This is a genomic window from gamma proteobacterium symbiont of Axiagastus rosmarus (assembly GCF_059730925.1).
The window spans coordinates 1,636,233-1,660,642 of sequence record NZ_AP035925.1 but is presented as its reverse complement, the minus strand read 5'-3'; the positions used below and the strand labels follow the sequence as shown (position 1 = coordinate 1,660,642).

Annotated in this window: 24 protein-coding genes and 1 tRNA gene; 9 read left to right on the top strand and 16 right to left on the bottom strand. The window is 57.2% G+C overall.

The features are described from left to right. Positions 1-43: 43 nt before the first annotated feature. The 3 genes from AC6I8F_RS07595 to nac form a co-directional block, all read right to left on the bottom strand. Positions 44-883, bottom strand: a complete 840-nt coding sequence (locus AC6I8F_RS07595; RefSeq protein WP_498028692.1) for a GNAT family N-acetyltransferase — start codon at positions 881-883, stop codon at positions 44-46. 93 nt (positions 884-976) lie between these two features. Then, positions 977-1,936, bottom strand: a complete 960-nt coding sequence (gene cbl, locus AC6I8F_RS07590; protein ID WP_498028691.1) for an HTH-type transcriptional regulator Cbl — start codon at positions 1,934-1,936, stop codon at positions 977-979. 272 nt (positions 1,937-2,208) lie between these two features. Further along, entirely contained in the window at positions 2,209-3,126 is a 918-nt protein-coding gene (nac, locus tag AC6I8F_RS07585) for a nitrogen assimilation transcriptional regulator NAC (protein ID WP_058757341.1), read from the bottom strand. 185 nt (positions 3,127-3,311) lie between these two features. Between nac and AC6I8F_RS07580 the strand changes: the two genes are divergently transcribed. Next, positions 3,312-3,461: a hypothetical protein gene (locus AC6I8F_RS07580; RefSeq protein WP_155519939.1), complete on the top strand. Its 150-nt coding sequence runs from the start codon at positions 3,312-3,314 to the stop codon at positions 3,459-3,461. Between the two features lie 122 nt (positions 3,462-3,583). Here the strand turns inward: AC6I8F_RS07580 and AC6I8F_RS07575 are convergent, their stop codons facing one another. From AC6I8F_RS07575 to AC6I8F_RS07565, 3 genes are read right to left on the bottom strand one after another with little or no spacing between them, the layout of a single operon-like run. Further along, entirely contained in the window at positions 3,584-4,615 is a 1,032-nt protein-coding gene (locus AC6I8F_RS07575; RefSeq protein WP_498028690.1) for an ABC transporter permease, read from the bottom strand. A 14-nt stretch (positions 4,616-4,629) separates the two neighbouring features. Next, positions 4,630-6,114, bottom strand: a complete 1,485-nt coding sequence (locus AC6I8F_RS07570) for a sugar ABC transporter ATP-binding protein (protein WP_021509786.1) — start codon at positions 6,112-6,114, stop codon at positions 4,630-4,632. Positions 6,115-6,146: 32 nt separating this feature from the next. Beyond that, positions 6,147-7,070, bottom strand: a complete 924-nt coding sequence (locus AC6I8F_RS07565) for a sugar ABC transporter substrate-binding protein (protein WP_058757339.1) — start codon at positions 7,068-7,070, stop codon at positions 6,147-6,149. A 507-nt stretch (positions 7,071-7,577) separates the two neighbouring features. Here AC6I8F_RS07565 and AC6I8F_RS07560 point away from each other — a divergent pair. Next, a tRNA-Asn gene (locus tag AC6I8F_RS07560) sits at positions 7,578-7,653 on the top strand. A gap of 126 nt (positions 7,654-7,779) precedes the next feature. Here AC6I8F_RS07560 and AC6I8F_RS07555 read toward each other — a convergent pair. Beyond that, on the bottom strand, positions 7,780-8,229 hold the full coding sequence (locus AC6I8F_RS07555) for a GNAT family N-acetyltransferase (RefSeq protein ID WP_222951881.1): 450 nt from the start codon (positions 8,227-8,229) through the stop codon (positions 7,780-7,782). Between the two features lie 42 nt (positions 8,230-8,271). Next, complete coding sequence (locus AC6I8F_RS07550; RefSeq protein WP_136545780.1) at positions 8,272-9,162, bottom strand: SDR family oxidoreductase; 891 nt, start codon at positions 9,160-9,162, stop codon at positions 8,272-8,274. A 120-nt stretch (positions 9,163-9,282) separates the two neighbouring features. Here AC6I8F_RS07550 and AC6I8F_RS07545 point away from each other — a divergent pair, with 120 nt between their 5' ends. After that, positions 9,283-10,197, top strand: a complete 915-nt coding sequence (locus tag AC6I8F_RS07545) for an AraC family transcriptional regulator (RefSeq protein ID WP_338670982.1) — start codon at positions 9,283-9,285, stop codon at positions 10,195-10,197. Between the two features lie 21 nt (positions 10,198-10,218). Here AC6I8F_RS07545 and AC6I8F_RS07540 read toward each other — a convergent pair whose 3' ends face one another. The 4 genes from AC6I8F_RS07540 to AC6I8F_RS07525 form a co-directional block, all read right to left on the bottom strand. Next, on the bottom strand, positions 10,219-10,980 hold the full coding sequence (locus tag AC6I8F_RS07540; RefSeq protein WP_264442913.1) for an SDR family oxidoreductase: 762 nt from the start codon (positions 10,978-10,980) through the stop codon (positions 10,219-10,221). Between the two features lie 171 nt (positions 10,981-11,151). After that, complete coding sequence (locus tag AC6I8F_RS07535; protein WP_058771108.1) at positions 11,152-11,805, bottom strand: methionine ABC transporter permease; 654 nt, start codon at positions 11,803-11,805, stop codon at positions 11,152-11,154. After that, positions 11,786-12,910 (bottom strand): methionine ABC transporter ATP-binding protein, encoded by a 1,125-nt coding sequence (locus AC6I8F_RS07530; protein ID WP_498028689.1) that lies wholly within the window; start codon positions 12,908-12,910, stop codon positions 11,786-11,788. The genes AC6I8F_RS07535 and AC6I8F_RS07530 overlap by 20 nt, the downstream gene beginning before the upstream one ends. 11 nt (positions 12,911-12,921) lie before the next feature. Next, the gene (locus tag AC6I8F_RS07525) at positions 12,922-13,749 is read right to left on the bottom strand and encodes a MetQ/NlpA family ABC transporter substrate-binding protein (protein WP_088518052.1); all 828 of its coding nucleotides are present in this window, start codon (positions 13,747-13,749) and stop codon (positions 12,922-12,924) included. Positions 13,750-13,961: 212 nt separating this feature from the next. Between AC6I8F_RS07525 and AC6I8F_RS07520 the strand changes: the two genes are divergently transcribed. From AC6I8F_RS07520 to AC6I8F_RS07510, 3 genes are all read left to right on the top strand, one after another. Continuing rightward, positions 13,962-14,603 carry a TetR/AcrR family transcriptional regulator gene (locus AC6I8F_RS07520; RefSeq protein ID WP_498028688.1) on the top strand — a complete coding sequence of 214 codons (642 nt, stop codon included), beginning with the start codon at positions 13,962-13,964 and terminating at the stop codon, positions 14,601-14,603. Positions 14,604-14,681: 78 nt separating this feature from the next. Next, on the top strand, positions 14,682-16,064 hold the full coding sequence (locus AC6I8F_RS07515; protein WP_498028687.1) for a D-arabinono-1,4-lactone oxidase: 1,383 nt from the start codon (positions 14,682-14,684) through the stop codon (positions 16,062-16,064). A 22-nt stretch (positions 16,065-16,086) separates the two neighbouring features. Then, entirely contained in the window at positions 16,087-16,914 is an 828-nt protein-coding gene (locus AC6I8F_RS07510; RefSeq protein WP_058771104.1) for a glycosyltransferase family 8 protein, read from the top strand. Positions 16,915-17,407: 493 nt separating this feature from the next. Here AC6I8F_RS07510 and AC6I8F_RS07505 read toward each other — a convergent pair whose 3' ends face one another. The 3 genes from AC6I8F_RS07505 to AC6I8F_RS07495 all read right to left on the bottom strand — a co-directional run bounded on the left by AC6I8F_RS07505 (position 17,408) and on the right by AC6I8F_RS07495 (position 19,168). Next, on the bottom strand, positions 17,408-17,818 hold the full coding sequence (locus AC6I8F_RS07505; protein WP_058781997.1) for a type II toxin-antitoxin system HicB family antitoxin: 411 nt from the start codon (positions 17,816-17,818) through the stop codon (positions 17,408-17,410). 18 nt (positions 17,819-17,836) lie between these two features. Further along, positions 17,837-18,025, bottom strand: a complete 189-nt coding sequence (locus AC6I8F_RS07500; RefSeq protein ID WP_141495245.1) for a type II toxin-antitoxin system HicA family toxin — start codon at positions 18,023-18,025, stop codon at positions 17,837-17,839. A 120-nt stretch (positions 18,026-18,145) separates the two neighbouring features. Further along, positions 18,146-19,168, bottom strand: coding sequence for an LLM class flavin-dependent oxidoreductase (locus AC6I8F_RS07495; RefSeq protein WP_021509376.1), 1,023 nt, complete (start codon positions 19,166-19,168; stop codon positions 18,146-18,148). Between the two features lie 217 nt (positions 19,169-19,385). Between AC6I8F_RS07495 and AC6I8F_RS07490 the strand changes: the two genes are divergently transcribed. Together AC6I8F_RS07490 and AC6I8F_RS07485 are read left to right on the top strand one after the other, a co-directional pair. Beyond that, positions 19,386-20,453 (top strand): fatty acid desaturase, encoded by a 1,068-nt coding sequence (locus tag AC6I8F_RS07490; protein ID WP_498028686.1) that lies wholly within the window; start codon positions 19,386-19,388, stop codon positions 20,451-20,453. After that, positions 20,350-21,135 carry a phosphate/phosphite/phosphonate ABC transporter substrate-binding protein gene (locus tag AC6I8F_RS07485; protein WP_223815647.1) on the top strand — a complete coding sequence of 262 codons (786 nt, stop codon included), beginning with the start codon at positions 20,350-20,352 and terminating at the stop codon, positions 21,133-21,135. The genes AC6I8F_RS07490 and AC6I8F_RS07485 overlap by 104 nt, the downstream gene beginning before the upstream one ends. 39 nt (positions 21,136-21,174) lie before the next feature. Here AC6I8F_RS07485 and fusA read toward each other — a convergent pair whose 3' ends face one another. Then, complete coding sequence (fusA, locus tag AC6I8F_RS07480; protein ID WP_021509373.1) at positions 21,175-23,274, bottom strand: elongation factor G; 2,100 nt, start codon at positions 23,272-23,274, stop codon at positions 21,175-21,177. A gap of 211 nt (positions 23,275-23,485) precedes the next feature. Here fusA and AC6I8F_RS07475 point away from each other — a divergent pair, with 211 nt between their 5' ends. Continuing rightward, entirely contained in the window at positions 23,486-24,397 is a 912-nt protein-coding gene (locus AC6I8F_RS07475) for a ketopantoate reductase family protein (RefSeq protein ID WP_498028685.1), read from the top strand. Positions 24,398-24,410 lie beyond the last annotated feature (13 nt).

The window sequence follows — 24,410 nt, the reverse complement described above, 5'->3', positions numbered from 1 at the left end:
CGTTCGCCGCGTCTGGCTTAGAAATCACCGCCGTTACGCTTAGTTAACCCAGCGCAGGCGAGACCAGCGCAAAGGTCTGCGGCCCGTTCGGTGCCGCCCGCCACGGTGTGCCGTGTACCATGGCATAAGGCGCATCGACCTGCGCCAGCCCAAGGTTGAGCAGCCACGCGCCGAGCCGGGCATCGGGCGTGTCCAGCCGGACAAACTGCTGCGTCAGATCCTGCATCAGCTGCGACACCAGCGCCTGCGCCGCCGCAACATCGTCAGCAATCACCGGACCGATGGTCCAGCCGTGCCCAAAGCGGCGGCGACTGGCAAACCCCTGTAACGTGCCCTGTGCATCCTGCAGCACCACGCTTTGCGCCAGCAGCTGCTGGTGCAGACGCGTTCGCCGCAGCCCGTTCGCCTGATAATCCAGTGCGTCGATGGCGGCGGCATCCGCTTCAACGGCCGGCCGCAGCGTCAGGCCATCCGGTACGATTACCGCAGGCTGCTGCGCCAGCGCGCGCGTCTGATGCTGCGCCACGCGATCGCAGGCCTGGAAGCCGAGCTTCTCATACAGCACCTGCCCCATATCGGTGGCGTGCAGCCGCACGTTGCAGCCGGAGAATTTTTCCAGCATTGCCTGCATCACCTGACGGCCAATACCGCGTCCGCGCGCCTGTTCGCTCACAATCACCAGACCGATAGTGGCGGCATCCGCTCCCCAGCGCCAGCCAATCGCCCCGCCGAGATAGTCGCCCTGCGCCTCAACCACCACGCCTTCACCCAGGGCAATCAGCTGCTGCCAGTCTTCACGGCGGTGCGCCCAGCCCAGCTGCTGGGTCAGGTGATAACCCGCCTCAGCGTCAGCGGGGGTCATGGCGCGCAATATCGTATTCATGCGGTTCTCCCTGAAAAACATTCTGCCCGCCAGCTTGCCACGTCAGTGTGGGGAAGCAAATAAAAAAGGCCCACACGGGGCCAGAGAGGAAACTCAGATTTGGAAGTCGATGGCAGGTTCGTCGTCGGTTTCGTAAGAGAGCGCCTGACGCTTGATCTCTTCCAGTGACAGGTTGGCGTTACACAATTCAAGGAACTGCCAGACATAGTTGCGCTGCAGCTGGCCGCGCTTCAACCCGAGCCACACGGTGTTGGCCTCAAACAGATGGTGAGCATCAATCTTCACCAGGTCTTCGCCATCGTAAATATCGCACGCCTGGTCAGCGAGGATACCGACGCCCAGCCCGAGTTCGACATAGGTTTTCACCACGTCGGAATCCTGCGCGCTGAGCACAATATCCGGGCGGAGGCCAGCAGCCTGGAAAGCACGGTCCACGCGTGAGCGACCGGTAATCCCCTGACGATAGGTAATCAGCGGATGGCGGCTGAGGCTGGCGAGCGTGACCGGCTGATGCGCCAGCAGCTCGTGATCGTGCGGCACCAGCAGCGAGTGGTGCCAGCTGAACCACGGGAATGCCGCCAGGCTGGTGTTATTCACCAGCTGCTCCGAGGCGATGCCGACATCGGCCTCACCGGCCAGCAGCATGGCGACGATCTCCTGCGGTGAACCCTGATTGAGTTCCAGCCGCACGTTGGGATAGAGCTGGCGAAACGCTTTGATGACGCGCGGCAGGCTATAGCGCGCCTGGGTGTGCGTGGTGGCGATGGTCAGCACGCCACTGGTTTCATTGGTAAACACATCCGCCAGCCGGCGCACTTTGCCGGCCTCATCAAGGATGCGTTCAGCAATGGTCAGCAGCGCTTTTCCCGGTTCGGTCATGCCTAACAGCCGCTTGCCACGACGAATGAAGATTTCCACGCCCAGTTCATCTTCCAGATCGCGAATATGCCGGCTCACCCCCGATTGTGAGGTAAACAACGTATTGGCGACTTCTGTCAGGTTGAATTCGCAACGGGCCGCTTCGCGTATAATTTTAAGTTGCTGGAAATTCACACCCTTTTCTCCTGTTTCCTGCCCCTGTTTCGTCCATGTTATGAAGTTGGTGTGATTGCAACAAATAATAAAAAACGGTGTGTTATGCGGAATAGTAATAAGCGTGGGGTTGGGGATGGGTGCGATTTGCCGCCCTCACCCCGGCCCTCTCCCATGGGGAGAGGGAGTGGATCGCGCGATATTCAGATGGCGTGCCGGGATGGATGGCCGCGCCAGACGGTTCCCTCTCCCGCTGGCGGGAGAGGGTTAGGGTGAGGGAAAAAACCTCTCTATCACCCCACTAACATCAGTTCGCGCTCCTCCACCATCGGCTTATTCAGCAGCGACAGCAGAATATTTTTGACCGCCTGCGCCGATGGCGACAGCGGCAGGCGCGCTGAGACGTTCAGCGACAGCGGCAGATTCAGCGACGGACTGTTAATGCGTGCCATCCACGCATGCGTTGAACTCACCAGCGCGCGTGCCGCCGATTCCGGCAGTACGGTAACGCCCATGCCGCTCGACACCGCCGCGGTTAAGGTTGAGATCGACTCAATTTCACCGATGATTTTCGCGCTCAGACGACGCAGCGAGAACGCTTCGTCCACGCGTTTGCGCACTGCGCTGTAGTCACGCGGCAGGAACAGGTTCATCTGCGCCACGTCAGCCAGATCCACCGTAGCACCCGGACAGGCCGTCGCCCCTACCAGATACAGCTCCTCTTTCATCAGCGGAATGCTGTTGATACCGGCAGTCGGCGCGCGATCGTACAGCACGGCCATATCCAGCTGGCCATTCATCACTTTCTCATTGAGCGAAGTGCCGCTGTTCTCGTGCAGATACACCAGCACGTCAGGATACTGCTCGCGTACCGTTTGCAGCAGCGGCATGGTGAGCGAAGAGGCCGCCGTGCCCGGCGCGAGGCCAATCGATACCTGACCATTGAGCGCCTGGCCAGCGTTGATCACCGCTGTCTGCGCCTGTTCGCACTGGCGCAGGATGGTGCGTGCGTGAGCATAAAGAATTTTACCGGCTTCGGTTGGCGTTACGCCGCGCTTGGTGCGGATCAGCAACTGCTGGTCGAGTTCGTTCTCCAGCGTCGCCACCTGTTGGCTGAGTGCAGGTTGTGCGATATGCAGGACTTCTGCTGCCTGCGTCAGGCTGCCGATATCGACGATTTTTACAAAGTATTTCAGTCGTCTTAAGTTCATATTGCCTCCGTCACGGATCCCCGAATGCCCAAATGATGAGTTCTCAGCCTGCTGGCTTGTGACAAAGAAATTGCAATATGCAGGCCAGGTTTGATCTTTACCCGGCGGGCACTGACCAGAATTTTCCTAACGAACGGGAAAATAAGCGTTTCTGATTACCCCGAATGGGTTAATAAGTGCCGCACATGACCCATAACGTTTATCCGCTGGCGATGACGCACCCTGATGGTGCAGCATTTGCGAGGCAGATGTGCAAAAAAGTGATGACTGCGCGTGCTGCTGTGGTGCAAAACGGGCAGAAAATGCACGGATTGCGGGGGCAGAAAGGAGAATAAAGAGAAATTGCGCGGTGGCTATCAGTGGGAAAACTTATTGTGTCTGACGATGCCGGCAGCCCGGCAGCGTGCAATTACCGCCTTAACCCTGCTCCTCTCCCGGAAGAGAGGAGCAGAACGGGTTAGCGTTTTTTGCGGTTGCGGTGCATATCGATTGAAACCGCCGCGACGATGATCATCCCTTTAATGATGTCCTGCACGTAAGCATCGACGCCAACAAAGGTAAAGCCACTTTTGATTAAACCGAGGATCACCGCGCCGATCAGCGTGCCGGTAATCCGCCCGACGCCGCCCATCAGGCTGCTGCCACCGATAACTGCGGCGGCGATGGCGTCGAGTTCATACGCCATGCCCATGCTCGACTGGCCGCTGCTGACGCGCGCCGCCAGTACCACCCCCGCCAGACCCGAGAGCGCTCCGGCGATGGTATACACGATGATCAGGTATTTATTAACGTTGATGCCCGACACTTTGGCGGAGGTCATGTTGCCGCCAATCGCATAGACATATTTGCCGTAGCGGGTGTGTTTGAGTGCGATGTGGAACAGGAAGGCGACCACCAGGAAGATAATCACCGGCATCGCGCCCTGACCGATGGAGGTGAAACCGTCCGACAGGAAGCTGATCGGGTTGCCCTGGGTATAACATTGTGCCAGACCGCGCGCCGACACCATCATACCGAGCGTGGCGATAAACGGCGGAATACCGGTTTTGGTGATGAGCACGCCGTTGACCACGCCGCACAGCAGGCCGACGCCGATGCCGGCGACGATTGGGATGGCGGCAGGCAGATTGACCAGCGACGGATACATCGGCGACAGGCTGTCAGACGTCTGCGCCAGGCTGGCGGCAACCACCGCCGTCAGGGCGATAACCGAACCGGACGACAGGTCGATACCGGTCGTAATAATCACCTGGGTGACGCCGACGGCGATGATACCGATGATCGCCACCTGCAGCACAATCAGTACTAAACGGTTGGTGTTGAGCAGAAATGACTGGTCACGCACGTACCAGCCGGCTATTTCAAAGATCAGCGCAATGCCTAACATCACGACAAAGATGCCGGTGTCTTTCGGCAGTTTATGGCGCAGATTGCCGAAGAAAGAACTCTGTTCGGTGGCCTGCGGGGCCGTTACTTTTACGTTACTCATAGGGGTCTCGTGCCTCACTCGGATGCCAACGACAAAATGGTTTCCTGGTCGGCCTCTTCTTTATCGAGGATGCCGGTTATACGTCCGCCGTGCATCACCATCACCCGGTCGCTCATGCCGAGAATCTCCGGCAGCTCAGAGGAGACCATGATGATGGCCACGCCACGGTTAGCCAGTTCACTGATCAGGCGGTAGATTTCGGCTTTGGCGCCAACATCAATGCCGCGGGTTGGTTCATCGAGGATCAGAATCTTCGGTTGCGCCAGCAGCCAGCGCGCAATCAGCACCTTCTGCTGGTTACCGCCGCTGAGGTTATTGATGATCTGATCCATGGTCGGCGTTTTAATATTGAGTTTGCGGATCTGCTCCATGCAGTCCTGCGCCATCTTCATGTGGCTAACGAAACCGCTTTTGCCGATGTAATCGGGCATATTGACGATGCTCATGTTCTCCAGCACCGACAACACCAGAAACAGCCCGGACTTTTTGCGATCTTCGGTGAGGAACGCCATGCCCTTCTCAATCGCCGTTGACGGCGAATCGATTTTCACCGGCACACCATCAATCAGCACTTCACCGCTGTCGAAGCTTTCCATGCCGAACAGGCTCTCCATCACCTCGCTGCGTCCGGCACCCACCAGCCCGGCCACGCCGAGGATCTCGCCTTTGCGCACGCTGAAGCTGACATCGGTAAAGCGATCTTTGCAGGTCAGATTGCGCACCGTCAGCACTTCTTCGCCGATGGCACTGTTGAATTTAGGGAACAGCTGCGTCAGTTCGCGTCCCACCATCTGGGTGATCAGCGACTGACGGGTAAAGGCGGTGGTGCTGTTGCTGCCGACCCAGGTGCCGTCGCGGAAGATGCTGATCTCATCGGTGATGGCGAAAATTTCATCCATTTTATGGCTGATATAGATGATGGCTTTGCCCTGGGCACGCAGGTCGCGGATGATGGTGAACAGATGCGCCACTTCGGTTTCCGTCAGCGCCGAGGTCGGTTCATCCATAATCACGATGTCGGAGTTCCACGACACCGCTTTGGCAATTTCCACCATCTGCTGGGACGCAATGCTGAGCTCGCCGACCAGCCGATCGGCTTTCAGACGGATATTCAGTTTGTTAAGCAGTTCCTGCGTCTGCTGATTGAGCTTGCCGTGATCGACAAAGCCGTATTTCATCGGTTCACGACCGAGCCAGATATTCTCCGCCACGGTCATGTAAGGCACCAGATTCAGCTCCTGGTGAATCATGGAAATGCCGGAACGCAGCGCGTCCATGGTGTCCTGAAACTGCACTGGCTCCCCTTTAATGCGGATGGTGCCCTTATCGGGACGATACATCCCGATAAGGCATTTCATTAAAGTGGATTTGCCCGCGCCATTTTCACCCATCAGGGCATGTACCGACCCCGGCTTAATACGCAGTGAGACATTGTCGAGTGCCTTCACTCCGGGGAAGAACTTGCTGATGCCTTCGGCTTCAAGCGCAAAAGCGGTCATACATCACCTCCGTACGGCTTAAGGGGGAGCGATTATTTCTGGTTACGGTTTTCGAACTGCGCCATGTTGTCTTTGGTGATCAGCTGGTAAGGGATGTTGATGATTTTTTCCACTTTTTCGCCGTTCGCCAGTTTCACCGCAGTCTGTACGGCACCTTCGCCCTGACCTTTCGCATCCTGGAATACGGTGGCAACCATTTTGCCATTCTTCAGCATTTGCAGCGCATCAGGCGTACCGTCCACGCCGGCAATCAGGATGTGGTTCGGGTTTTTACCCAGCGCCTGCAGCGCACCAATCGCCATTTCATCGTTGTTTGAGGCAATGGCCTGGATATCGTCACCGGCGGTCATCCAGTTGCTCACCACGTCTACCGCATCGTTACGCGTAAATTTGGCGGTTTGCTTCTGTACCACCTTAATGCCCGGATATTTGGCGACCACCGCTTCGACGCCTTTAGTACGGTCACGGGTTGATTCGTTCGCCAGGTCGCCCATCAGGATCGCCACGTTGCCTTTGCCGTTCATCGCTTTGGCCAGTGCTTCCATCTGCAGACGGCCCGCCAGTTCAGAGTCGGAGCCGACGTACGCCATCTTGTCGGTCAGCTGACCCGCCGGTTTGCGGTTGACGAATACCAGTGGAATACCGGCTTTGGTCGCGGCATCCATGATCGGCTTCACCGCGTTAGTATCGACCGGGTTAACGACGATGGCGTCGACGCCCTGGCCGATGAAGTTTTGTACCTGCTGCAGCTGCTGAGAGACGTCGCCTTTGGCATCTTCCACCTGGCCTTTCACGTTATCTTTTTGCATCTCTTTTTGCATGGCTGTGCGCAGGATGGTGAGGAAGTTGTCATCAAACAGCGCCATAGAAACGCCCACCTGGATATCTTTTGCCATCACAGCGGCAGGTAACATGCAAGCTAACAGGGAAGTCACTAACGCTTTTTTGAATTTCATAGGTAACCCTTCTTATTTGTTAACGTGCTCAGGTTGGCTGAGTCCGCGAATGAAAAATATCTTTTACATTCACTCAACGTCGCTGGCGTTTTTTTTCTGTTCGTAGAGGTAAGGCTTCTGGTCTGACGCTATCGGTACCGTGCTGCTCCTTTTTTCAACATCTTCCTTATCAATATGTTACTTTCGCAAGAAGCATTGAGCGGACAAAACTCGTTTCGGGCGTGATGATAAGCAGTTCATTTGTTTCATCCCTTCTTCTTTTGAAATTTTCATCATAAAAGCACTGAAATGATTGTTTTAAAATCGGCAAATAACAAAACTTTGACACGCATCTAACATCTCAAAGGAAATGCGTTTAAAGTGAGATCTTGCTGGCAGTTTGAAATCTGCCCATTCAAGGCAGAAAAGCAGCAATCCGCTGCTTTTACGCGCACTTAAACCAGAAGTGTGCGATCGGGCTTTGACAACGGGGATCGGCATCGCTAATATTCGCCTCGTTCCAACGATTCCTCTGTAGTTCAGTCGGTAGAACGGCGGACTGTTAATCCGTATGTCACTGGTTCGAGTCCAGTCAGAGGAGCCAGATTTAAAGAAGCCCGCTCAGGGAAACCTGAGCGGGCTTTTTGTTGTGGTGAGTTTGCTGGGCGATGGAAGATGATACGGGCCGCTAAATCAAACCCGCCGGACTGATGTCAGCCACCCTTTTATTTTATAACGTTTTGCCCAGGCAAATGGCCTCTTCCCGGCCGCGGTAGGGTCCGTAATTTTCTCTCTGCCGGTAACCCTGCCTGATATAAAAATCCACGGCGCGCTGATTAACATGCCGGGTTTCCAGCCACAGTTCACGATATCCCAACGTTTTTGCCGCGGCTTCCAGAGCGCTGAGCAAGGCGCAGCCGATGCCCGGCAAACTGCGGTCGGAGAACATCCTTTTCAGTTCAGCGATCCCGGCAGCCACCGGCCGTAACGCGCCGCAGCCGACGGCCGTGCCCTGCGCGTCTCTCGCGATCACCCACAACGCGCCTTCACCCTGAAAGGTGTCAACGCTGGCGCGGCTGTTTCCGCCATCGCCAGTGATAGCCGCAAGCTCTGCGGAGAGTTTTTCAATCAGCCACTGTGATTCCGCCGAGCGCGGGTCTGCGTGTTCAATCTTCACCATCGTGATACCTGTATCGAAGGATGCTGCTGTGCCGCTATGGTTTTACGCTAATCTGAAGTAGCGTTCCAGATCCTGCAGTAAACCCGGATGCGAAGGTTGCCAGCCGGTACGCTGCCGGGTTAGTTCTGCTGATGCACGCATATCCATGGTAACGAACAGCGCCAGCCAGCCAAAGTGGGCACTGGCTTCTTCGCGGGTCAGTTGCACGACAGGAACACCCAGGCCCGCTCCGATGTCTTCGGCAATGTTGCGCAATGAAATGCCCTGTTCCGCAACGGCATGGTAACGCTGGCCAGGCAGCGCTTTCTCAAGCACTGTCCGATAAAGTGAGGCGACATCAGCAACATGCGCCGCAGCCCATTGATTGTTTCCCTCTTCCACATAGGCTGAAACGCCTTTTTCTCGCGCCAGCTGGATTAACGCTGAAACGAACCCCTGTTTTACCTCGTTGTGCACTTGAGGCAACCGGATGATGGAAACATTGACGCCACTGTCTGCGACCTGGGCTGCTGCTATTTCAGTCGATTTGCGCGGATTTTGCGTCGACGGGTCGTAAAAATCCTCGCTGGCAAGCTGACCCGGTGCACGACTGCCCATGGCAGCAACTGAAGTGATAAGTAATGGTCGCGTCGAATCCAGTAATCCCTTACCCAAGGCTGCAATTGCCTGAGTTTCCTGCATTGCCGTGTCCTGTGGGTGAGCAAAAGCGTGGTCATAAGCGCAGTGGATCACCGCGTCAGCGGCGCGGGCACCCACGGTCAGACTCAGAAGATTCTTCAGTTCGCCCCGGTGCGCGTCCGCGCCAATACGATTAAGACGCTGGACAGTCTGCTCCGAACGAGCCAGTCCGGTGACATGATGACCGGCCTGAATCAGCTCAGCGGCGAGCGCCATACCGATAAACCCGCTTGCACCTGTTATGAACACATTCATTACAATCCCCTTATCGATGGTCTGGGACAAAAACGTCCCGGTGATAAGCAGATTAAAATATGAATAATGGTACGGTCTCTGCTATAACGAGGTAATTTTATGCAGATCGTACGGAATTTTATGGATCCACTTTCCGAAGTGCTTACTCTGCTCAGATTGCAGGGGGCTATCTCAGGCGGTTTTCCAGTGGAAGCACAGACCGCGCTGGTGTTTGCGCCTCATCAGGGCATCAAATGCTACTGTGTCGTGGAAGGTAGCTGCTGGGTAGCGGTTGACGGAATCCAGCAGCCTCTGTTACTGGAAACCGGCGACTGTGTATTTCTCACCTCTGGCAAATCCTTTAGTCTGGCCACCCATCCCGCGGCTAAAAGACAGCCTTTTGTACCGCCCGACAGCGAAACGGGCGCGCTGACGCAGGTCACGCCCGATCAGGGTGCTTTTATTCTCGGCGGTCGATATACCTTCGATAGCGCACTGGCAGATATCCTGCTGCAGGCTCTGCCCGCGATCATTCCTGTCAGGCAGGGTACGGGGACCAACATTATGCGCAGTGCGATGGAATGCCTGAGAGAGGAGATACAAACTTCGCAGCCAGGCAGCGCTTTACTCTCCCAGCAACTGGTGCAGATCATGCTGGTGCAGGCGCTCAGGGTATTTCTTCAGCAGCAAGGTGAAGAACGCATTGGCTGGCTATTTGCCCTTTGCGATCCCCAACTCAAAGCCGCACTAAATTTAATGCATGCCGATCCCGCTTTCCCGTGGACGTTGCAGGAACTGGCCCATCGGACGGGGATGTCGCGTACGGTATTCGCGAAAAAATTTAAAACCAGGGTGGGGATGACGCCGATGCGATACCTGTCGAAATGGCGAATGCTGCTGGCAGGCGAGCGCCTGAGAAGCTCGCGCGAACCTATTTCGCAGATTTCATTTTCTGCCGGATATGATACGGAAAGCGCATTTGGACGCGCGTTTAAAAAAGAGTGGGGATGCTCTCCGCGAGAGCATCGTCAACAGCAACAAAACGCCACGTTGTGAGTGAATATCGCACTGACAGGCTTAATTATTTTGCCCCGCGAGGCGATCGTTAAACGCCTGATAAAAGGCAGTATAATCTCCGCGAGCGGCAAAGCGCTGAGGCTTAACCCTTTTAACCAGCACCTCGGCAGTGTACGGCTGTTCCTGCAATATTTGCAGCGTTTCCTGCATATACTCAGCCAACGGCATCGCTGCCGGATTCGTTGCGTGCTGCCTGCCCATTAATTCAGTTTGTACCAGCGGCGGAACCAGTTCCGTTACCTGAATGGCGGTATCACGCAATTGATAGCGCAGACTCTGCGTCCAGGAGTGAATTGCCGCTTTGGTGGCACAATACGCAGGGGTAAGCGACAGGGGCACAAAAGCGAGACCGGAAGAAACGGTCAGAATAGCGGCGCGGGGTTGCGCCAGAAAATGTTCAATTAGCGCAGCCGTTAAGCGAATCGGTCCTAATAAATTGGTGGTGATTTCTGCTTCAGCCACAGTGACGTCACCTCTTTTCAGATCTTCCCTGCGCATAATGCCGGCGTTATGGATCACCACGTTTAGTGCCGGCCAGCGCTGAATGACAGTTTGCGCACCGCTGAGAATTGAATCATGACTATCCATATCCATTACGATGGCGTGCATGCCAGGATTGGCTGCGATAGTTTCATCCAGTACCTCTTTTCGCCTGCCAGCAATAATAACCTGATTACCTGCAGTCAAAAGCGCTTCAGCCATAGCACGTCCTATGCCTGAACCGCCGCCGGTGATCAAAATGGTGTTACCGGTTAATTCCATAAAACTCTCCTTACGGTGCAATTAACGATCCGAATGGATATTTACGATGCGATAAGGAGAGTATATTCAGGTTGCCGATCGGCTACTCTTCAGAAGGTACGTAGTACTATGCTGAGAATACCTGCCTGACATGAAAATGTGCCCCGCGCAGAGGAAGCGGTAAGATTCCGTTTACCGCCGGTCAATGCGCTGCACCAGCCGATCGCCGAGCCACTGGATACCGCACACCAGCACGATCAGTACGGCGATCACCGCCACCATCACCGCCGTGTCAAAACGCTGATAACCATAGCGAATTGCCAGATCGCCCAGACCGCCCGCCCCGATGGCACCCGCCATTGCCGAGGCGCCGATCAGCGCCACCAGCGTGACGACAAAACCGGAAAGGATGCCCGGCAGCGCTTCAGGAATCAGCACCTCCCAGACTATACGTAATTTGCTGGCGCCCATGGCACGCACCGCATCAATCAGCCCGCGATCGACATCGCGCAGTGAAACTTCCGCTACCCGGGCAAAATACGGCGTGGCGGTGATCGATAACGGCACAATTGCTGCCCAGGTGCCCAGAGAGGTGCCGACCAGCAGACGGGTAAAGGGAATCAGCGCCACCAGCAGAATAATGAACGGCAGCGAGCGAAAGCCGTTGATCACTACGCCCAGCAGGCGGTTGATGCTCCGGTTTTCAGCAATGCCGCCGGGGCTGGTGGTCACCAGAATCAGTCCCAGCGGTAATCCGGCCAGCAGCGAAAATAGGCCGGCCACCGCCGTCATCAGCAGCGTTTCACCCAACGCGTTGAGCAGTAAATCAATCATCACTGGCGACATAACCGACCAACTCCACCTGTGCCTGCTGCGCACGCAGCCAGCTGAGAACCTGATACTCATCGGCAGCGTTGGCGGCCGGGAGCGCAATAAAGAAACGCACTACCGCGTAGTGCTGAATGTGGTCGATGCCACCCTGCAGCAGGCGAAATTTACCCGGCAGAGCGCTGGCAAACTGCGTCAGCAAATCCCCGTGCGCCGCCACGCCAGCAAAGTGAACGCTATAGATCGCCTCACCTTCACGCTGTTCGCTGAGCCGCGCTGCGAGATTCTCCGGCAGTTGTGGCAGCAGTCCGCGCAGCAGCGTGCGCGTCAGCGCGGATTGCGGATGGGCGAACACCTGCCACACCGGGCCCTGCTCGACAATCTCCCCGGCGTCGATGACGGCCACGCGATGCGCCACGGATTTGATCACCTCCATCTCATGCGTGATCAGCAGAATGGTGATACCAAGCTGCTGATTGAGCGATTTCAGCAGCGCGAGAATCGAGCGGGTGGTTTCCGGATCGAGCGCCGACGTGGCTTCGTCACACAGCAGCAGCGCCGGGCTGGCGGCCAGCGCGCGGGCAATGCCGACGCGCTGTTTTTGTCCGCCGGAGAGCGCCGCCGGATAGTGTCCGGCCTTGTCGCTCAACCCCACCAGCGCCAGCAGTTCCGCTACGCGCTGGTTGCGCTGTGCCTTTTCAATGCCAGCTATTTTCAGCGGCAGCGCCACATTCTGCTCCACGGTTTTTGCCGACAGCAGATTGAAGTGCTGAAACACCATGCCAACGCGACTGCGCACCGCCTGCAGCTGCTGTTCTGACAGACCGGTAATACGCCGCCCTTCAATCTCGATTACGCCTTCGTCGGGCTGCTCCAGCCCGTTGAGACAGCGAATCAGCGTCGATTTTCCGGCGCCGCTGCGCCCAATCAGGCCAAGGATTTCGCCTTTTTGCACTGTCAGTGAGACATTGCGCAGCGCCTGTGTCTGGCCGAAACGGCGCGACACGCCCTGCAAACGCACCACGTTGCTGTGCTGCGCCACGCGATCGCGTACTGTTGCCTCTTCGATCACGCCGCGCGCCACGGCGGTCAGGGGCACGGTGGCCTCGGAAAATAGCGTCATGGATGGGTTCCTTACCAGGCGGTTTCGCCCGTGCCTTTGTAGACCTTGTCAAATACCGTTTTGACGGCATCGTTCTGGTACGATGCCACCAGGGTTTTCACCCACGGGGCGCTGGCGTTCTCTTTTTTCACCGCGATAAAGTTGTTATACGGGTTGTCTTTCACCGGCTCCTGCGCGATACGATCCGCTGCGGTCAGGCCGCTTTTCAGCGCCCAGTCGGTATTGACCACTGCCGCATCGAGATCCGGCACCGAGCGACCAATGATGCCGGAATCCAGCTCTTTGATTTTCAGGTGATGGGGGTTGTCAGTGATGTCGGCCGTGGTCGCGGCAATGCCGACGCCCGGTTTGAGTTTGATCAGCCCCTGTTGCTGCAGCAGCACCAGACCGCGCGCCTCGTTCGACGGATCGTTAGGCACGCCGATTACCGCTCCGTCTTTCAGAGCGGCGGCACTTTTCACTTTCTTCGAATAGAGACCGATCGGCCAGACGGCGGTATCGCCGACGCGCACGATATCGTAATGATTGACCTTGATTTGATTATTCAGGAACGGCTGATGCTGGAAGGCATTGGCATCCACTTCACCATTCTGTAACGCTTCGTTGGGCTGATTATAATCATTGAAAATCACGGTCTTCACCGTCAGCCCTTTCGCGGCGGCCTGTTTTATCACTTCACGCCAGACGTCTTCGTCCTCGCCGCTCATGATACCGACCTTCACCGCGGTTTTATCCGCTGCCTGCGCCACTGAAAACGGCGCGACCACGCTGCCGGCAACCAGTAACGCGCCGACAGTTAACAACAATTTATTTTTGGCTGATACAAAGCGTGTGTGCATAAATTATTTCCTGAGTGTTATTATTACGCGAGTCAAAATAAGCTGCCGTGATCGACAGATACGCGCAGTATACGCAGTTGCTTATTCCAGCATTATGATTTATCCGGGAATGCTATTCCTGAAATGAATAAAGCCATGCCGCCGCTCATCGCGCCAAATGGCCCCGGGCGGCTGTGCTACCATGCCTGTTTGATTGACCGTTATTGAGCGCTATGTCGGATACCACACCCAAACGTAAAAATGACCCGGAAGGGTTGAAAAAACGCATCCTCGCGGGTGCGCTGCAAACCTTCGCCGAATACGGTATGCAGGGCGCGCGAATGGAGCAGATTGCTGAACTGGCACAGACCACCAAGCGCATGGTGGTGTATCACTTCATCAACAAAGAGAAGCTGTATATTGAGGTGCTGGAGCAGGTGTATCAGGCGATCCGCCAGCATGAAACCGGCCTGAATCTTACTACGCTGGAGCCGGAAGAGGCGATGATCAAACTGGTGGAAGCCAGTTTTGACTATCACGTCACGCATCCCGATTTTATGCGCCTGGTGTGTACAGAAAACCTGCTGCGCGGGCGTTACATCATGCAGTCTGAGCGCATCAAAGCGATGAACAAAAGTACCCTCGATTTGCTGGATGACATCCTGTCCCGCGGCCAGCGTCAGGGCATCTTTATCGACGGCCTGGATACTGTGGACGTACACCGCCTGCTCAGCAGTATTTGTGTACATCACGTCTCCAACCGCTACACCTTCCACACGCTGTTTACCCCCCAAGACAGTGAAGAGGACAGTATTCGCCGCAACCGTCAGCTGGCGGTGACGGCCACGCTGCGCTATATCCGCAAAGCCCCGTAATCTGCGGGTTCGCTGTGATGGTCTACGCTTGATCAAATAAACGGGACCGTGACAGACCTCAGATTAAGGAACGCTGTAGTGAAGAAAGATGCTCTCCTCTATCCGTTACGCAACACGCAAAATACCGATGACACGCCTGCGCTCTGGAACTGGGCGCAAAATTCGGTAGTTGGCCAGCGCCAGCAGTTGCATCAGCCGCGCAGTGAAGCTGAGTTGCAACAGCTGTTGCGTGACTCGCACGGCAAAGTGCGCGTGCTCGGCAGCCGTTTGTCGCCCGGTCGCATGCTGTGCGTACAGCCGCAGGACGTACTGCTGGATCTCAGTGCGCTGCGCGGCATCCTCGCTCAGGATGAAGAGAGCGTAACGTTTGCCGCGGGCACGCCGCTACAGCAGGTGTATGACAGCCTGACAAAGATGGAGCGCATGCTCGCCTCCTCGCCCGGCGTGATTGCGGTGCAGACGCTGGCCGGTGCGCTGGCAACCGGCACCCACGGTCAGGGCCTGGCACAGAGTTCGCTGGCGGACGAAGCGCTGCATATCCGCATGGTGCTGGCCGATGGCAGCGTGCGCGAGTTTCAGCGCGGCGACGCCGATTTCCCGGCGGCGATGGTGTCGCTTGGCGCGCTCGGCATCGTCACCGCCATTACCTTGCGTACTCAGCCATTTCGCCTGTTTACCTGCCATAAATTCGCCGCGTCTGCCGATTCTCTGGAACAGGATTTGCTGACGTGGAATGAGCAGCACGAACTCAGCAAAGCGTGGTGGTTTGTCGATGACAACCTGATGCATGTCTGGAACGCCGATGTCGCCAGTGCGGAAGACAGCCAGGCGTGGTACGACCATCAGCGCGAAGTGATTGAGCACGGCGATCAGGCCGACAGCAGCCTCAACGACACCATTGATCAGACGCTGGAACACATGCATCGCGACACGCAGATTCACGGCAAAGGCGGCAAACAGTTCCGTACCGTCACCCGCTTCCGTGATTTCACCGACATCAGCGGCGATATTTACCAGCTGTTTTGTCGTGGCATCGCCGTACCGCAGATCAACGTCGAGATTGGCGTGCCGCTGGCCAAAACGCCGGAAATTATCAGCAAGATCAAAGCCTGGTACGCACAGAATCGTCCGCACATGCACTATCCCATCATCCTGCGCTGCACCGGCGCTTCTCAGGCGTGGATGAGCCCGGCGCATCAGCAGCCGACCTGCTTTTTTGGTTTCGTGGTGTATTACGCGGATGACGGCTCGCTGTCGCAGGACGGACTGCATTTCCTCACCGAAGTGGAAAAACTGCTGGCGGCAGAAGGCGGACGTCCGCACTGGGGTAAATATTACGATCCGCAGCGCTATCAGTGGCGCGCCATCTATCCGCAGTGGGATGCGTTTCGTGCGGTGCGTGAACAGCTGGATCCGACGCACCGCTTTAGCAATGACTATGTCACGGCTTTGTTTGATTGATTGAGTTTGATGGGGAGAATTTATGTACGCCTGGGTAACGCTGTTAACGCAGCCGGAATATTATGTCGGGGTGAAAGCGCTGCATCGCTCACTCAAACGCAGCGAAACGCGCTGGCCGCTGATTGTGATGGTCACCGATGCCATCGACCTGAGCATGCGCGAAGCATTACAGGCGCTGGGCTGCGTGATCCATCCGGTCCAGCCGCTGATGCCGGACGCTGCGCTGGAGCAGCATTATGCCTCGGCACAGTTTGGTGAAGTGTGGAGCAAGCTGCGCGCCTGGGAGCTGACCGGCTGCGAGCGCGTGGTGTTTCTTGATGCCGATATGCTGGTGCTGCGCAACATGGATGAGCTGTTTACGCTCGACCTCGGCAAGCACGCGCTGGCGGCCTGTCACGCCTGCCGCTGCAACCCGAATCAAATCGCCAGCTATCCTGACAGCTGGCAGCCGGAGCATTGCCATTATACCTGGCAGGCGCGCGGTGAAACGCCTCCCGCCGATCTTGATAACTATCTCAACGGCGGTTTTCTGGTGCTGCAGCCGGATCAGGCGGTATTTGACTGGCTGCAGCAGAAAGTGGCTGAGATTGACGACCTGCGCCGCTATCCGTTCTCCGAACAGGATTTGCTCAATGAAGTGTTTGCCGGACGCTGGCTGCCGCTGCCGTACATCTACAACGCGCTGAAAACCCTGCCGTTCCAGCACGCCGGCTTATGGCATGACGATGAGGTGAAGAATCTGCACTACATTCTCGCCAAACCGTGGAAACGCGACCTGAACCAGCCAGAGGCGCAGCGCGACCGTTATTATGCGCTGGATAAGCTGTGGTGGGAGCTGGGCGCGGATTAATGGCTGGTCGCGGCGCGATTTATCGGGTAATAGTTGGTCGCCATAAATGGCGACCCTACAGAATCTAAAACGGGTCAAAGCCTTTGCTGAATTTCCCAGGGTGCGCATTTATGCGCACCTGGTAACGGCGCGATTTATCGCGCAATGGTTGGTCGCCATAAATGGCAACCCTGCAGAATCTAATACGCGTCAAAAGACCTTGCCGCATTTCGTAGAGTGCGCATTTATGCGCATCTGGTCGCGGCGCGATTTATCGGGCAATAGTTGGTCGCCATGAATGGCGACCCTACAGGGTTGAATGCGGGTTACAAGGTCTGGGTGCGTTCGTGAAGGACGCGTTGTCGCCATCAATGGCGACCCTGCAGAATCTGATACGTGTCAAAAGACCTTGCCGCGTTTCCCAGGGTGCGCATTAATGCGCAGCTGGTAGCGGCGCGATTTATCGCGCAATGGTTGGTCGCCGCAAAACTGCCATCGTTTCGCCCTTCCTACTTCAGCGCGTTTTTGCAATGCGCTCCAGCGCAACCTGCGCCAGAAATCCTGAACGGGTTTTAAATTCTGGATGCGTCGCTACGCAACGGTCGATGCGATCAATCAGTAACTTCGGCAGAGTGACATTGATTTTTTCCGAGCCGCCCAGAATTCGGGTCACATCAACATCCACCAGCACCCACACGTAACCAGCAAACTCCGCCGATTTCATCAGCGATTTAAGGTCCGAGACCGCCGGAATATCCTGGCCAAGCTCAACCATTAACTCCAGATGACCGGTAATCGCCTCTTTGGCGTTTTTTACGGCCTCCTCCAGCGTATCTCCCGCGGAAAAGCAGCCGGGTAAATCCGGCACCGTAACGCCGTACGCGGTGGTTTCATCTCCCGCTTCGATTGCGATGGGGTAAAACATAAGTGTGCCTCTTGCAAATTAATGGACGGTCAATCCGGCCTGTTTTCTGATACTTTTTACCGTTTTAATCGGCAGATCCTTTTTTGGATGCGGTATCGTGACCAGGCCTTTTTTCGTCGGATGGACAAAATGATGGTGGCTACCGTTAATTCGTATCAGCTCCCAGCCGTCGGCTTTGATTTCGGCCATTAGCGATCGGCTATCCATGCGCGTGTCCTGCTACGTCCTGAAAGCAATAAAATAACCCCAATAACCCTGAAATGCAACGGTCAGAGTTATTGGGGTTATCAAATTTCAATAATGGTGCGCTTCCCTGCGCACTGTGGCTTAACGCCAGCCGAGCTCTGGCGCGACGTGGGTCAGAATGCTGTCGATCACGTGCGCACAATAATCCACACCGAGCTGATTAGGGATGGTCAGTAACAGGGTATCGGCTTCCGCAATCGCTTCATCCTGTGCCAGCTGTTTGATCAGCTGCTCCGGCTCTGCAGCATAGCTACGCCCAAAGATGGCGCGGGTTTTCTCATCGAGGAAGCCGACGGAATCCTGCTCCTGTCCGCCGCGACCAAAGTAAGCGCGGTCGGTGTCGTTCATCAGGGCAAAAATACTGCGGCTGACCGACACGCGCGGCGCACGCTGATGCCCTGCCGCCTGCCAGGCTTCTTTATAGGCGCGAATCTGCTTCGCCTGCTGCACATGGAACGGTTCGCCGGTCTCGTCATCCTTGAGCGTCGAACTCTGCAAGTTCATCCCCAGCTGGGCTGCCCAGATCGATGTGGCGTTCGAGCCGGAGCCCCACCAGATACGCTCGCGCAGGCCTTCGGAATACGGCTCCAGGCGCAGCAGCCCCGGTGGATTCGGGAACATCGGCTGCGGATTGGGTTTGGCGAACCCTTCGCCGCGCAGCACTTCCAGCAGCTCTTCGGTGTGACGACGTCCCATATCCGCATCGGTTTCCCCTTCGCGCGGATTAAAGCCAAAGTAGCGGTAGCCTTCAATCACCTGCTCCGGCGAGCCACGGCTCAGGCCGAGCTGCAAACGGCCGTTGGCGATCAGGTCCGCTGCCCCGGCGTCTTCCGCCATATACAGCGGATTTTCGTAACGCATGTCGATCACACCGGTACCAATCTCGATGCGGCTGGTTTTGGCACCGACAGCCGCCAGCAGCGGAAACGGTGAACTCAGCTGGCGGGCAAAGTGGTGTACGCGGAAATAGGCACCGTCGGCACCCAGTTCTTCGGCGGCGACAGCCAGGTCAATCGACTGCAGCAGCACATCCTGCGCCGAACGGGTGGCCGAGTGTGGTGACGGGGTCCAGTGACCGAAAGATAAAAAGCCAATTTTTTTCATGCTAAATGCTCCTCGCGGGCCAGAACGGCGCCGGCGTCATCAATCAGAATTCGATGAGGTAAGGTTACGCCTGTGCGAAGAGGACTGATAGCCAATAGTTTTCGCGCGCTTCTTCAACTTTTTTGCATAACAAAGCAATTTTCCGTCTTTGTGTTTATCACGCGTATCGCGCATCGTGAGCGCATCTTTTCCCGTCTCGCTGACTGAATACATGAACATGGTCAAAGGAACCTCCGCCTACCTCAGTGCGCAACAGCGTGAAGTGGTGCAACAGCTGGCGCGCAGCTGGCTCTGGCGCAGCGAATTGCCGACCTGGCTGTTAATCATTACCGTTTATAGCGGCTGGTTCGCCAGCGTGCTGTACTGGCAAACGCTGGGCCTGCCCCTCGCCACGCTGCTGCTGATCCTGTTCACCACCTGGTATTTGTCGCTGCAGCATGAGCTGATTCATGGCCATCCGACGCGCCTGCCGCGTCTTAATCAGCTGTTTGGCACGCTGCCGCTGGCGGTGTGGTATCCGTATGGTCTGTACCGGGATTCGCACCTGGCGCATCACCGCAACCACACCCTGACCGATCCGCATGATGATCCGGAAACCTATTATCTGTCGCCGGCGCACTGGGCACGGCTCAAACCCTGGCAACAGCGCGTTATACATCTGCGCAACACCTTTCCGGGACGTCTGCTGCTGGGACCGCTGCTGGATATCCTCGCCACGCTGCGCGCGCTGACGCAAAGCGTGGTGCAGCGCGACGTGCCGGCGATGATGATGTGGCTGGTGCATCTGCTACTGCTGGCCGGGCTGTTTTACTGGCTCAGCCTGCACGGCTTTTCCCCGCTGTGGCTGGTGCTGGCGGTGAGCTATCCGGCGCTGATGCTGACCAAGGTGCGCTCATTTTACGAACATCGTGCCGATGAGGCGCCGCTGGCGCGCTCGGTGAATAACGAAGCGGCCTGGCCATGGCGCCTGCTGTTCCTGAATCTCAACTATCATTCTGTACATCACGATCTGCCCGGTTTACCCTGGTACGGTCTGCGCAAAGTCTATTTGCTCTACCGCGACGGCTACTATCAGCGTAATCAGGGTTTTCGCGTTGCCGGTTACGGCGAATGGATGAAGCGCTTCTGGCGTCAGCCGATCGACGTTAACGCCCACCCGGGACACCACAAGGACGCACAGAATGCACATCATCTCTTTACCGATGTACGACATCGACCACCCGAGCACGCTGGCCATGACCTCAGTGCTGACGCGGCTGCTGGCGAAGCGCGGCGTGCAGGCTGAGGTGCAGTGGCACGACGACCTGCTGCCACACTGGCGTGATGACAATCTGCTGCTGAGTCAGACCTGCGGCTATCCGCTGGTCGCGCTATTGCCTGACGTGCAACTGGTGGGCACGTTTCAGTCCAATGCGCCTGGCTGCCATGATCTGCGCTATCGCAGCTGGCTGGTGGCACGGCAGGAAGATGAGAACCTGAGTCTCGCTGATTTCCGCGGCCGTCGCGCAGTGTGCAACAGCAATGACTCACACTCCGGATACAATTCGCTGCGCTATGTGGTCGCGCCGCTGGCCCGGGACGGCAAATTCTTCGCCACCACCCGGTTCAGCGGCAGCCACCGCCAGTCGCTGGCCGCGCTGCGCGCCGGACAGGCCGACCTCGCCGCGATTGATTGCATCACCTGGGCGCTGCTGCGCAAATACCGGCCGCAGGAGCTGCAGGGCTTAGCCATTATCGGTGAAACCCCGCTGTGTGCCGCGCTGCCGCTGATAACCTCGGCGAAAACCGACAGTCTGTTGCTGGAAAAGCTGCGCAGCACGCTATTTGAGCTGGCCAATGTGGAGGACTACAAGGATGTGATGAAGGCCAACCTGCTGGCGGGCTTTTCTGTACCGCAGCGCGACTGGTTTGACGAGGTTAAACGCTGGGAAGATGACGCCGCCGCGCTGGGCGTGACGGCGCTGTAAATTAAGCACTAACCGGCGACATCCCTGCCGCCAGCAAGCTTACTGTGCACGAGCCGCGATAATCGCCTCCGCGACGTTACGCGGTGCTTCGGCGTAGTGGGCAAACTCCATGCTGTACGTGGCGCGACCCTGCGACATTGAGCGTAGCGTGGTGGCGTAGCCAAACATCTCGGCCAGCGGCACTTCAGCACGGATAATGCGCGCGCCGAAACGCTCGTCCATGCCCTGCAGCGTGCCGCGCCGGGATGACAAATCGCCCATCACGCCGCCGGCATACTCTTCCGGCGTCTCCACTTCCACCTGCATCACCGGCTCAAGTATCACCGGATCGGCCTGCTTCGCTGCCGCTTTGAAGCCAAAGATCGCCGCCATGCGGAACGCCATCTCGGACGAGTCAACGTCGTGATAAGAGCCAAACGTCAGCGTGGCTTTGATGTCGACTACCGGATAACCGGCCAGCACGCCGCTGTTGAGCGCTTCGCGAATGCCCTTCTCCACTGAAGGAATAAATTCGCGCGGCACCACGCCGCCTTTGGTCGCGTCTTCAAAGGCGAAACCGCTTCCGGCCGCCTGCGGCTCCAGCGTCAGCACCACGTGACCATACTGGCCCTTACCGCCCGACTGACGTACAAATTTCCCTTCTACCTCGCGCACCGTTTTGCGGATGGTTTCGCGGTAGGTTACCTGCGGCCGGCCAATATTGGCTTCCACGCCAAACTCGCGTTTCAGACGGTCGACGATGATCTCCAGATGCAGTTCACCCATGCCGGAGATGATGGTCTGACCAGACTCCTCATCGGTGTGCAGCCGGAACGACGGATCCTCTGCCGCCAGCCGCTGCAGCGCCAGCCCCATTTTTTCCTGATCGCCTTTGGTCTTTGGCTCAATCGACAGCGAAATCACCGGATCGGGAAACTCCATGCGCTCCAGCGTGATTACCGCATTAGGATCGCACAGCGTTTCGCCGGTGGTGACCTCTTTCAGCCCGACACAGGCGGCAATATCACCGGCGCGGATCTCATCAATTTCGATGCGATCGTTAGCCTGCATCTGCACGATGCGGCCAATGCGCTCTTTACGCCCTTTCACCGCGTTCCACACGCTGTCACCCTTGCGCAGCACGCCAGAATAGACGCGCACAAAGGTCAGCTGACCGACGTAAGGATCGCTCATCAGCTTGAACGCCAGCGCCGAGAAAGGTTCCTCATCGTCAGCATGGCGTTCGTCGTGTTCGCCGCGCTCGTTGATGCCGGCGACCGGCGGCACGTCGAGCGGTGAAGGCATCAGTTCGATGACCGCATCGAGCATGCGCTGCACCCCTTTGTTTTTAAACGCGCTGCCGCACAGCATCGGCTGGATTTCGCCCGCCAGCGTGCGCTGCCGCAGCCCGGCAATCACCTCGTCTTCACTGAGATCGCCCTGCTCAAGATAGCGATCCATCAGCGTTTCGCTGGCTTCTGCCGCTGCTGCCACCATGTTTTCCCGCCACTCCGCCGCCTGCGCCTGCAGCGCGTCCGGAATCGGCGCATAGCTAAAGCTCATGCCCTGGCTGGCGTCGTCCCAGTAGATGGCGCGCATTTTGTTGAGATCGATGACCCCGCTGAACTGCTCTTCAGCGCCGATGGGAATGACAATCGGCACCGGATGCGCCTGCAGGCGATCTTTCATCATCTGCACCACGCGGAAAAAGTCCGCGCCCTGGCGGTCCATCTTGTTGACGAACGCAATGCGCGGCACGTGGTATTTATTCGCCTGCCGCCAGACGGTTTCTGACTGCGGCTGAACGCCACCGACCGCGTCGTACACCATCACGGCACCATCCAGCACGCGCATTGAGCGCTCCACTTCAATGGTGAAGTCAACGTGTCCGGGAGTATCAATGATGTTGATACGGTGCGGCGTAAAACTGCCGTCCATGCCCGGCCAGTAGCAGCTGACCGCCGCCGAGGTGATGGTAATGCCGCGCTCCTGCTCCTGCGCCATCCAGTCGGTGGTTGCCGCGCCATCGTGCACTTCACCCAGCTTGTGGCTCATTCCGGTGTAAAACAGGATGCGCTCAGTGGTGGTGGTTTTACCGGCATCGATGTGCGCGGAGATGCCGATGTTGCGATAACGTTCGATGGGGAGGGGTCGGGGCATGATGCGTCCTTAGTCTGTTGACGAAAAAAACCGGCAGGCACCATTGCCCGCCGCTGTGCCCCAGCATAAACCCATTGTACGAATGAATACGAACAGTTTGAGCTTTTTTTGCTCATCGCTGAGATTGTCACGGTTTTCCGCATTTGCGGTGTGGCGCAGTGACGCGCAGCGCTTTAAGGTAAGGCTTTCATGCTTAACGGGAAAACAGTCCATGCGTATTCTGATTGTGGGAGCCGGTGCCACCGGCGGGTACTTTGGCGCGCGCCTGGCGCAGGCCGGCCGTGATGTGACCTTTCTGGTGCGCGAGCGCCGGCAGCAGCAGTTGCAACAGACCGGACTGGTGCTGCAAACGCCGGAAGGCAGCACGGTGCTGCAACCGCAGCTGGCGCTGGCCTCGACGCTGACCGGTGATTACGATCTGATTATCCTGACGGTGAAAAGCTTTGCGCTGGAACAGGCGATTGAAGACATCGCTCCGGCGGTTGGCGCGCAGACGCTGATCATGCCGATCCTCAATGGTATGCGTCACATTGATAGGCTGCGCGCACGTTTCGGTGACAAGGTGATTGGCGGGCTGTGTAAGATTCACGCCACGCTGGGCGAGCACGGCGAAGTGATGCAGCTGTCGCCGCTGCACGTGCTTTACTACGGCGCGCTGGACGGCAACAACGATGCCCGTCTGGCGCGCGTGGATGCCGCGCTGCGTGATGCGCAATTTGATAGCGTGTTCGCCGATAACATTATCAGTGAGCTGTGGGAGAAGTGGCTGCTGCTGAGCACGCTGGGTGCCGTGTGTTGTGTGGCGCGCGGCAATACGCAGCACATCCTGCGTTCAGCCGGTGGTGAAGCGCTGTTACAGGGCATTTTCGCCGAGGTGCTGGCGGTGATCACCGCCGATGGCTACCAACAGCGTCCGGCCGTGACGGCGAAGATTTATGAGACGCTGAACAATCCTGATGCAGCGATGACCTCATCCATGTACCGCGATTTAACCCAGGGCTACGATATCGAAGCCGATCAGATCATCGGCGATTTGCTGGTGCGCGGCGCACGCCATGCGGTGGCGACGCCGTTGCTGAACGCGGTGTATGTGAATTTACAGGTGTATTTGCAGACGCGGTGATCGGTCCGGTGCG

Coding starts and splice junctions, on each gene's coding strand:
- AC6I8F_RS07550 (WP_136545780.1), bottom strand. CDS start 9,162: ATGAATGTGTTCATAACAGGTGCAAGCGGGTTTATCGGTATGGCGCTC.
- AC6I8F_RS07505 (WP_058781997.1), bottom strand. CDS start 17,818: ATGTTTTACCCCATCGCAATCGAAGCGGGAGATGAAACCACCGCGTAC.
- AC6I8F_RS07575 (WP_498028690.1), bottom strand. CDS start 4,615: ATGAGTAACGTAAAAGTAACGGCCCCGCAGGCCACCGAACAGAGTTCT.
- AC6I8F_RS07540 (WP_264442913.1), bottom strand. CDS start 10,980: ATGGAATTAACCGGTAACACCATTTTGATCACCGGCGGCGGTTCAGGC.
- AC6I8F_RS07530 (WP_498028689.1), bottom strand. CDS start 12,910: ATGACGCTATTTTCCGAGGCCACCGTGCCCCTGACCGCCGTGGCGCGC.
- AC6I8F_RS07525 (WP_088518052.1), bottom strand. CDS start 13,749: ATGCACACACGCTTTGTATCAGCCAAAAATAAATTGTTGTTAACTGTC.
- nac (WP_058757341.1), bottom strand. CDS start 3,126: ATGAACTTAAGACGACTGAAATACTTTGTAAAAATCGTCGATATCGGC.
- AC6I8F_RS07570 (WP_021509786.1), bottom strand. CDS start 6,114: ATGACCGCTTTTGCGCTTGAAGCCGAAGGCATCAGCAAGTTCTTCCCC.
- AC6I8F_RS07565 (WP_058757339.1), bottom strand. CDS start 7,070: ATGAAATTCAAAAAAGCGTTAGTGACTTCCCTGTTAGCTTGCATGTTA.
- AC6I8F_RS07595 (WP_498028692.1), bottom strand. CDS start 883: ATGAATACGATATTGCGCGCCATGACCCCCGCTGACGCTGAGGCGGGT.
- AC6I8F_RS07490 (WP_498028686.1), top strand. CDS start 19,386: ATGGTCAAAGGAACCTCCGCCTACCTCAGTGCGCAACAGCGTGAAGTG.
- AC6I8F_RS07580 (WP_155519939.1), top strand. CDS start 3,312: ATGACCCATAACGTTTATCCGCTGGCGATGACGCACCCTGATGGTGCA.
- AC6I8F_RS07520 (WP_498028688.1), top strand. CDS start 13,962: ATGTCGGATACCACACCCAAACGTAAAAATGACCCGGAAGGGTTGAAA.
- AC6I8F_RS07555 (WP_222951881.1), bottom strand. CDS start 8,229: ATGGTGAAGATTGAACACGCAGACCCGCGCTCGGCGGAATCACAGTGG.
- AC6I8F_RS07485 (WP_223815647.1), top strand. CDS start 20,350: ATGCACATCATCTCTTTACCGATGTACGACATCGACCACCCGAGCACG.
- AC6I8F_RS07500 (WP_141495245.1), bottom strand. CDS start 18,025: ATGGATAGCCGATCGCTAATGGCCGAAATCAAAGCCGACGGCTGGGAG.
- AC6I8F_RS07545 (WP_338670982.1), top strand. CDS start 9,283: ATGGATCCACTTTCCGAAGTGCTTACTCTGCTCAGATTGCAGGGGGCT.
- fusA (WP_021509373.1), bottom strand. CDS start 23,274: ATGCCCCGACCCCTCCCCATCGAACGTTATCGCAACATCGGCATCTCC.
- AC6I8F_RS07475 (WP_498028685.1), top strand. CDS start 23,486: ATGCGTATTCTGATTGTGGGAGCCGGTGCCACCGGCGGGTACTTTGGC.
- AC6I8F_RS07510 (WP_058771104.1), top strand. CDS start 16,087: ATGTACGCCTGGGTAACGCTGTTAACGCAGCCGGAATATTATGTCGGG.
- AC6I8F_RS07535 (WP_058771108.1), bottom strand. CDS start 11,805: ATGTCGCCAGTGATGATTGATTTACTGCTCAACGCGTTGGGTGAAACG.
- AC6I8F_RS07495 (WP_021509376.1), bottom strand. CDS start 19,168: ATGAAAAAAATTGGCTTTTTATCTTTCGGTCACTGGACCCCGTCACCA.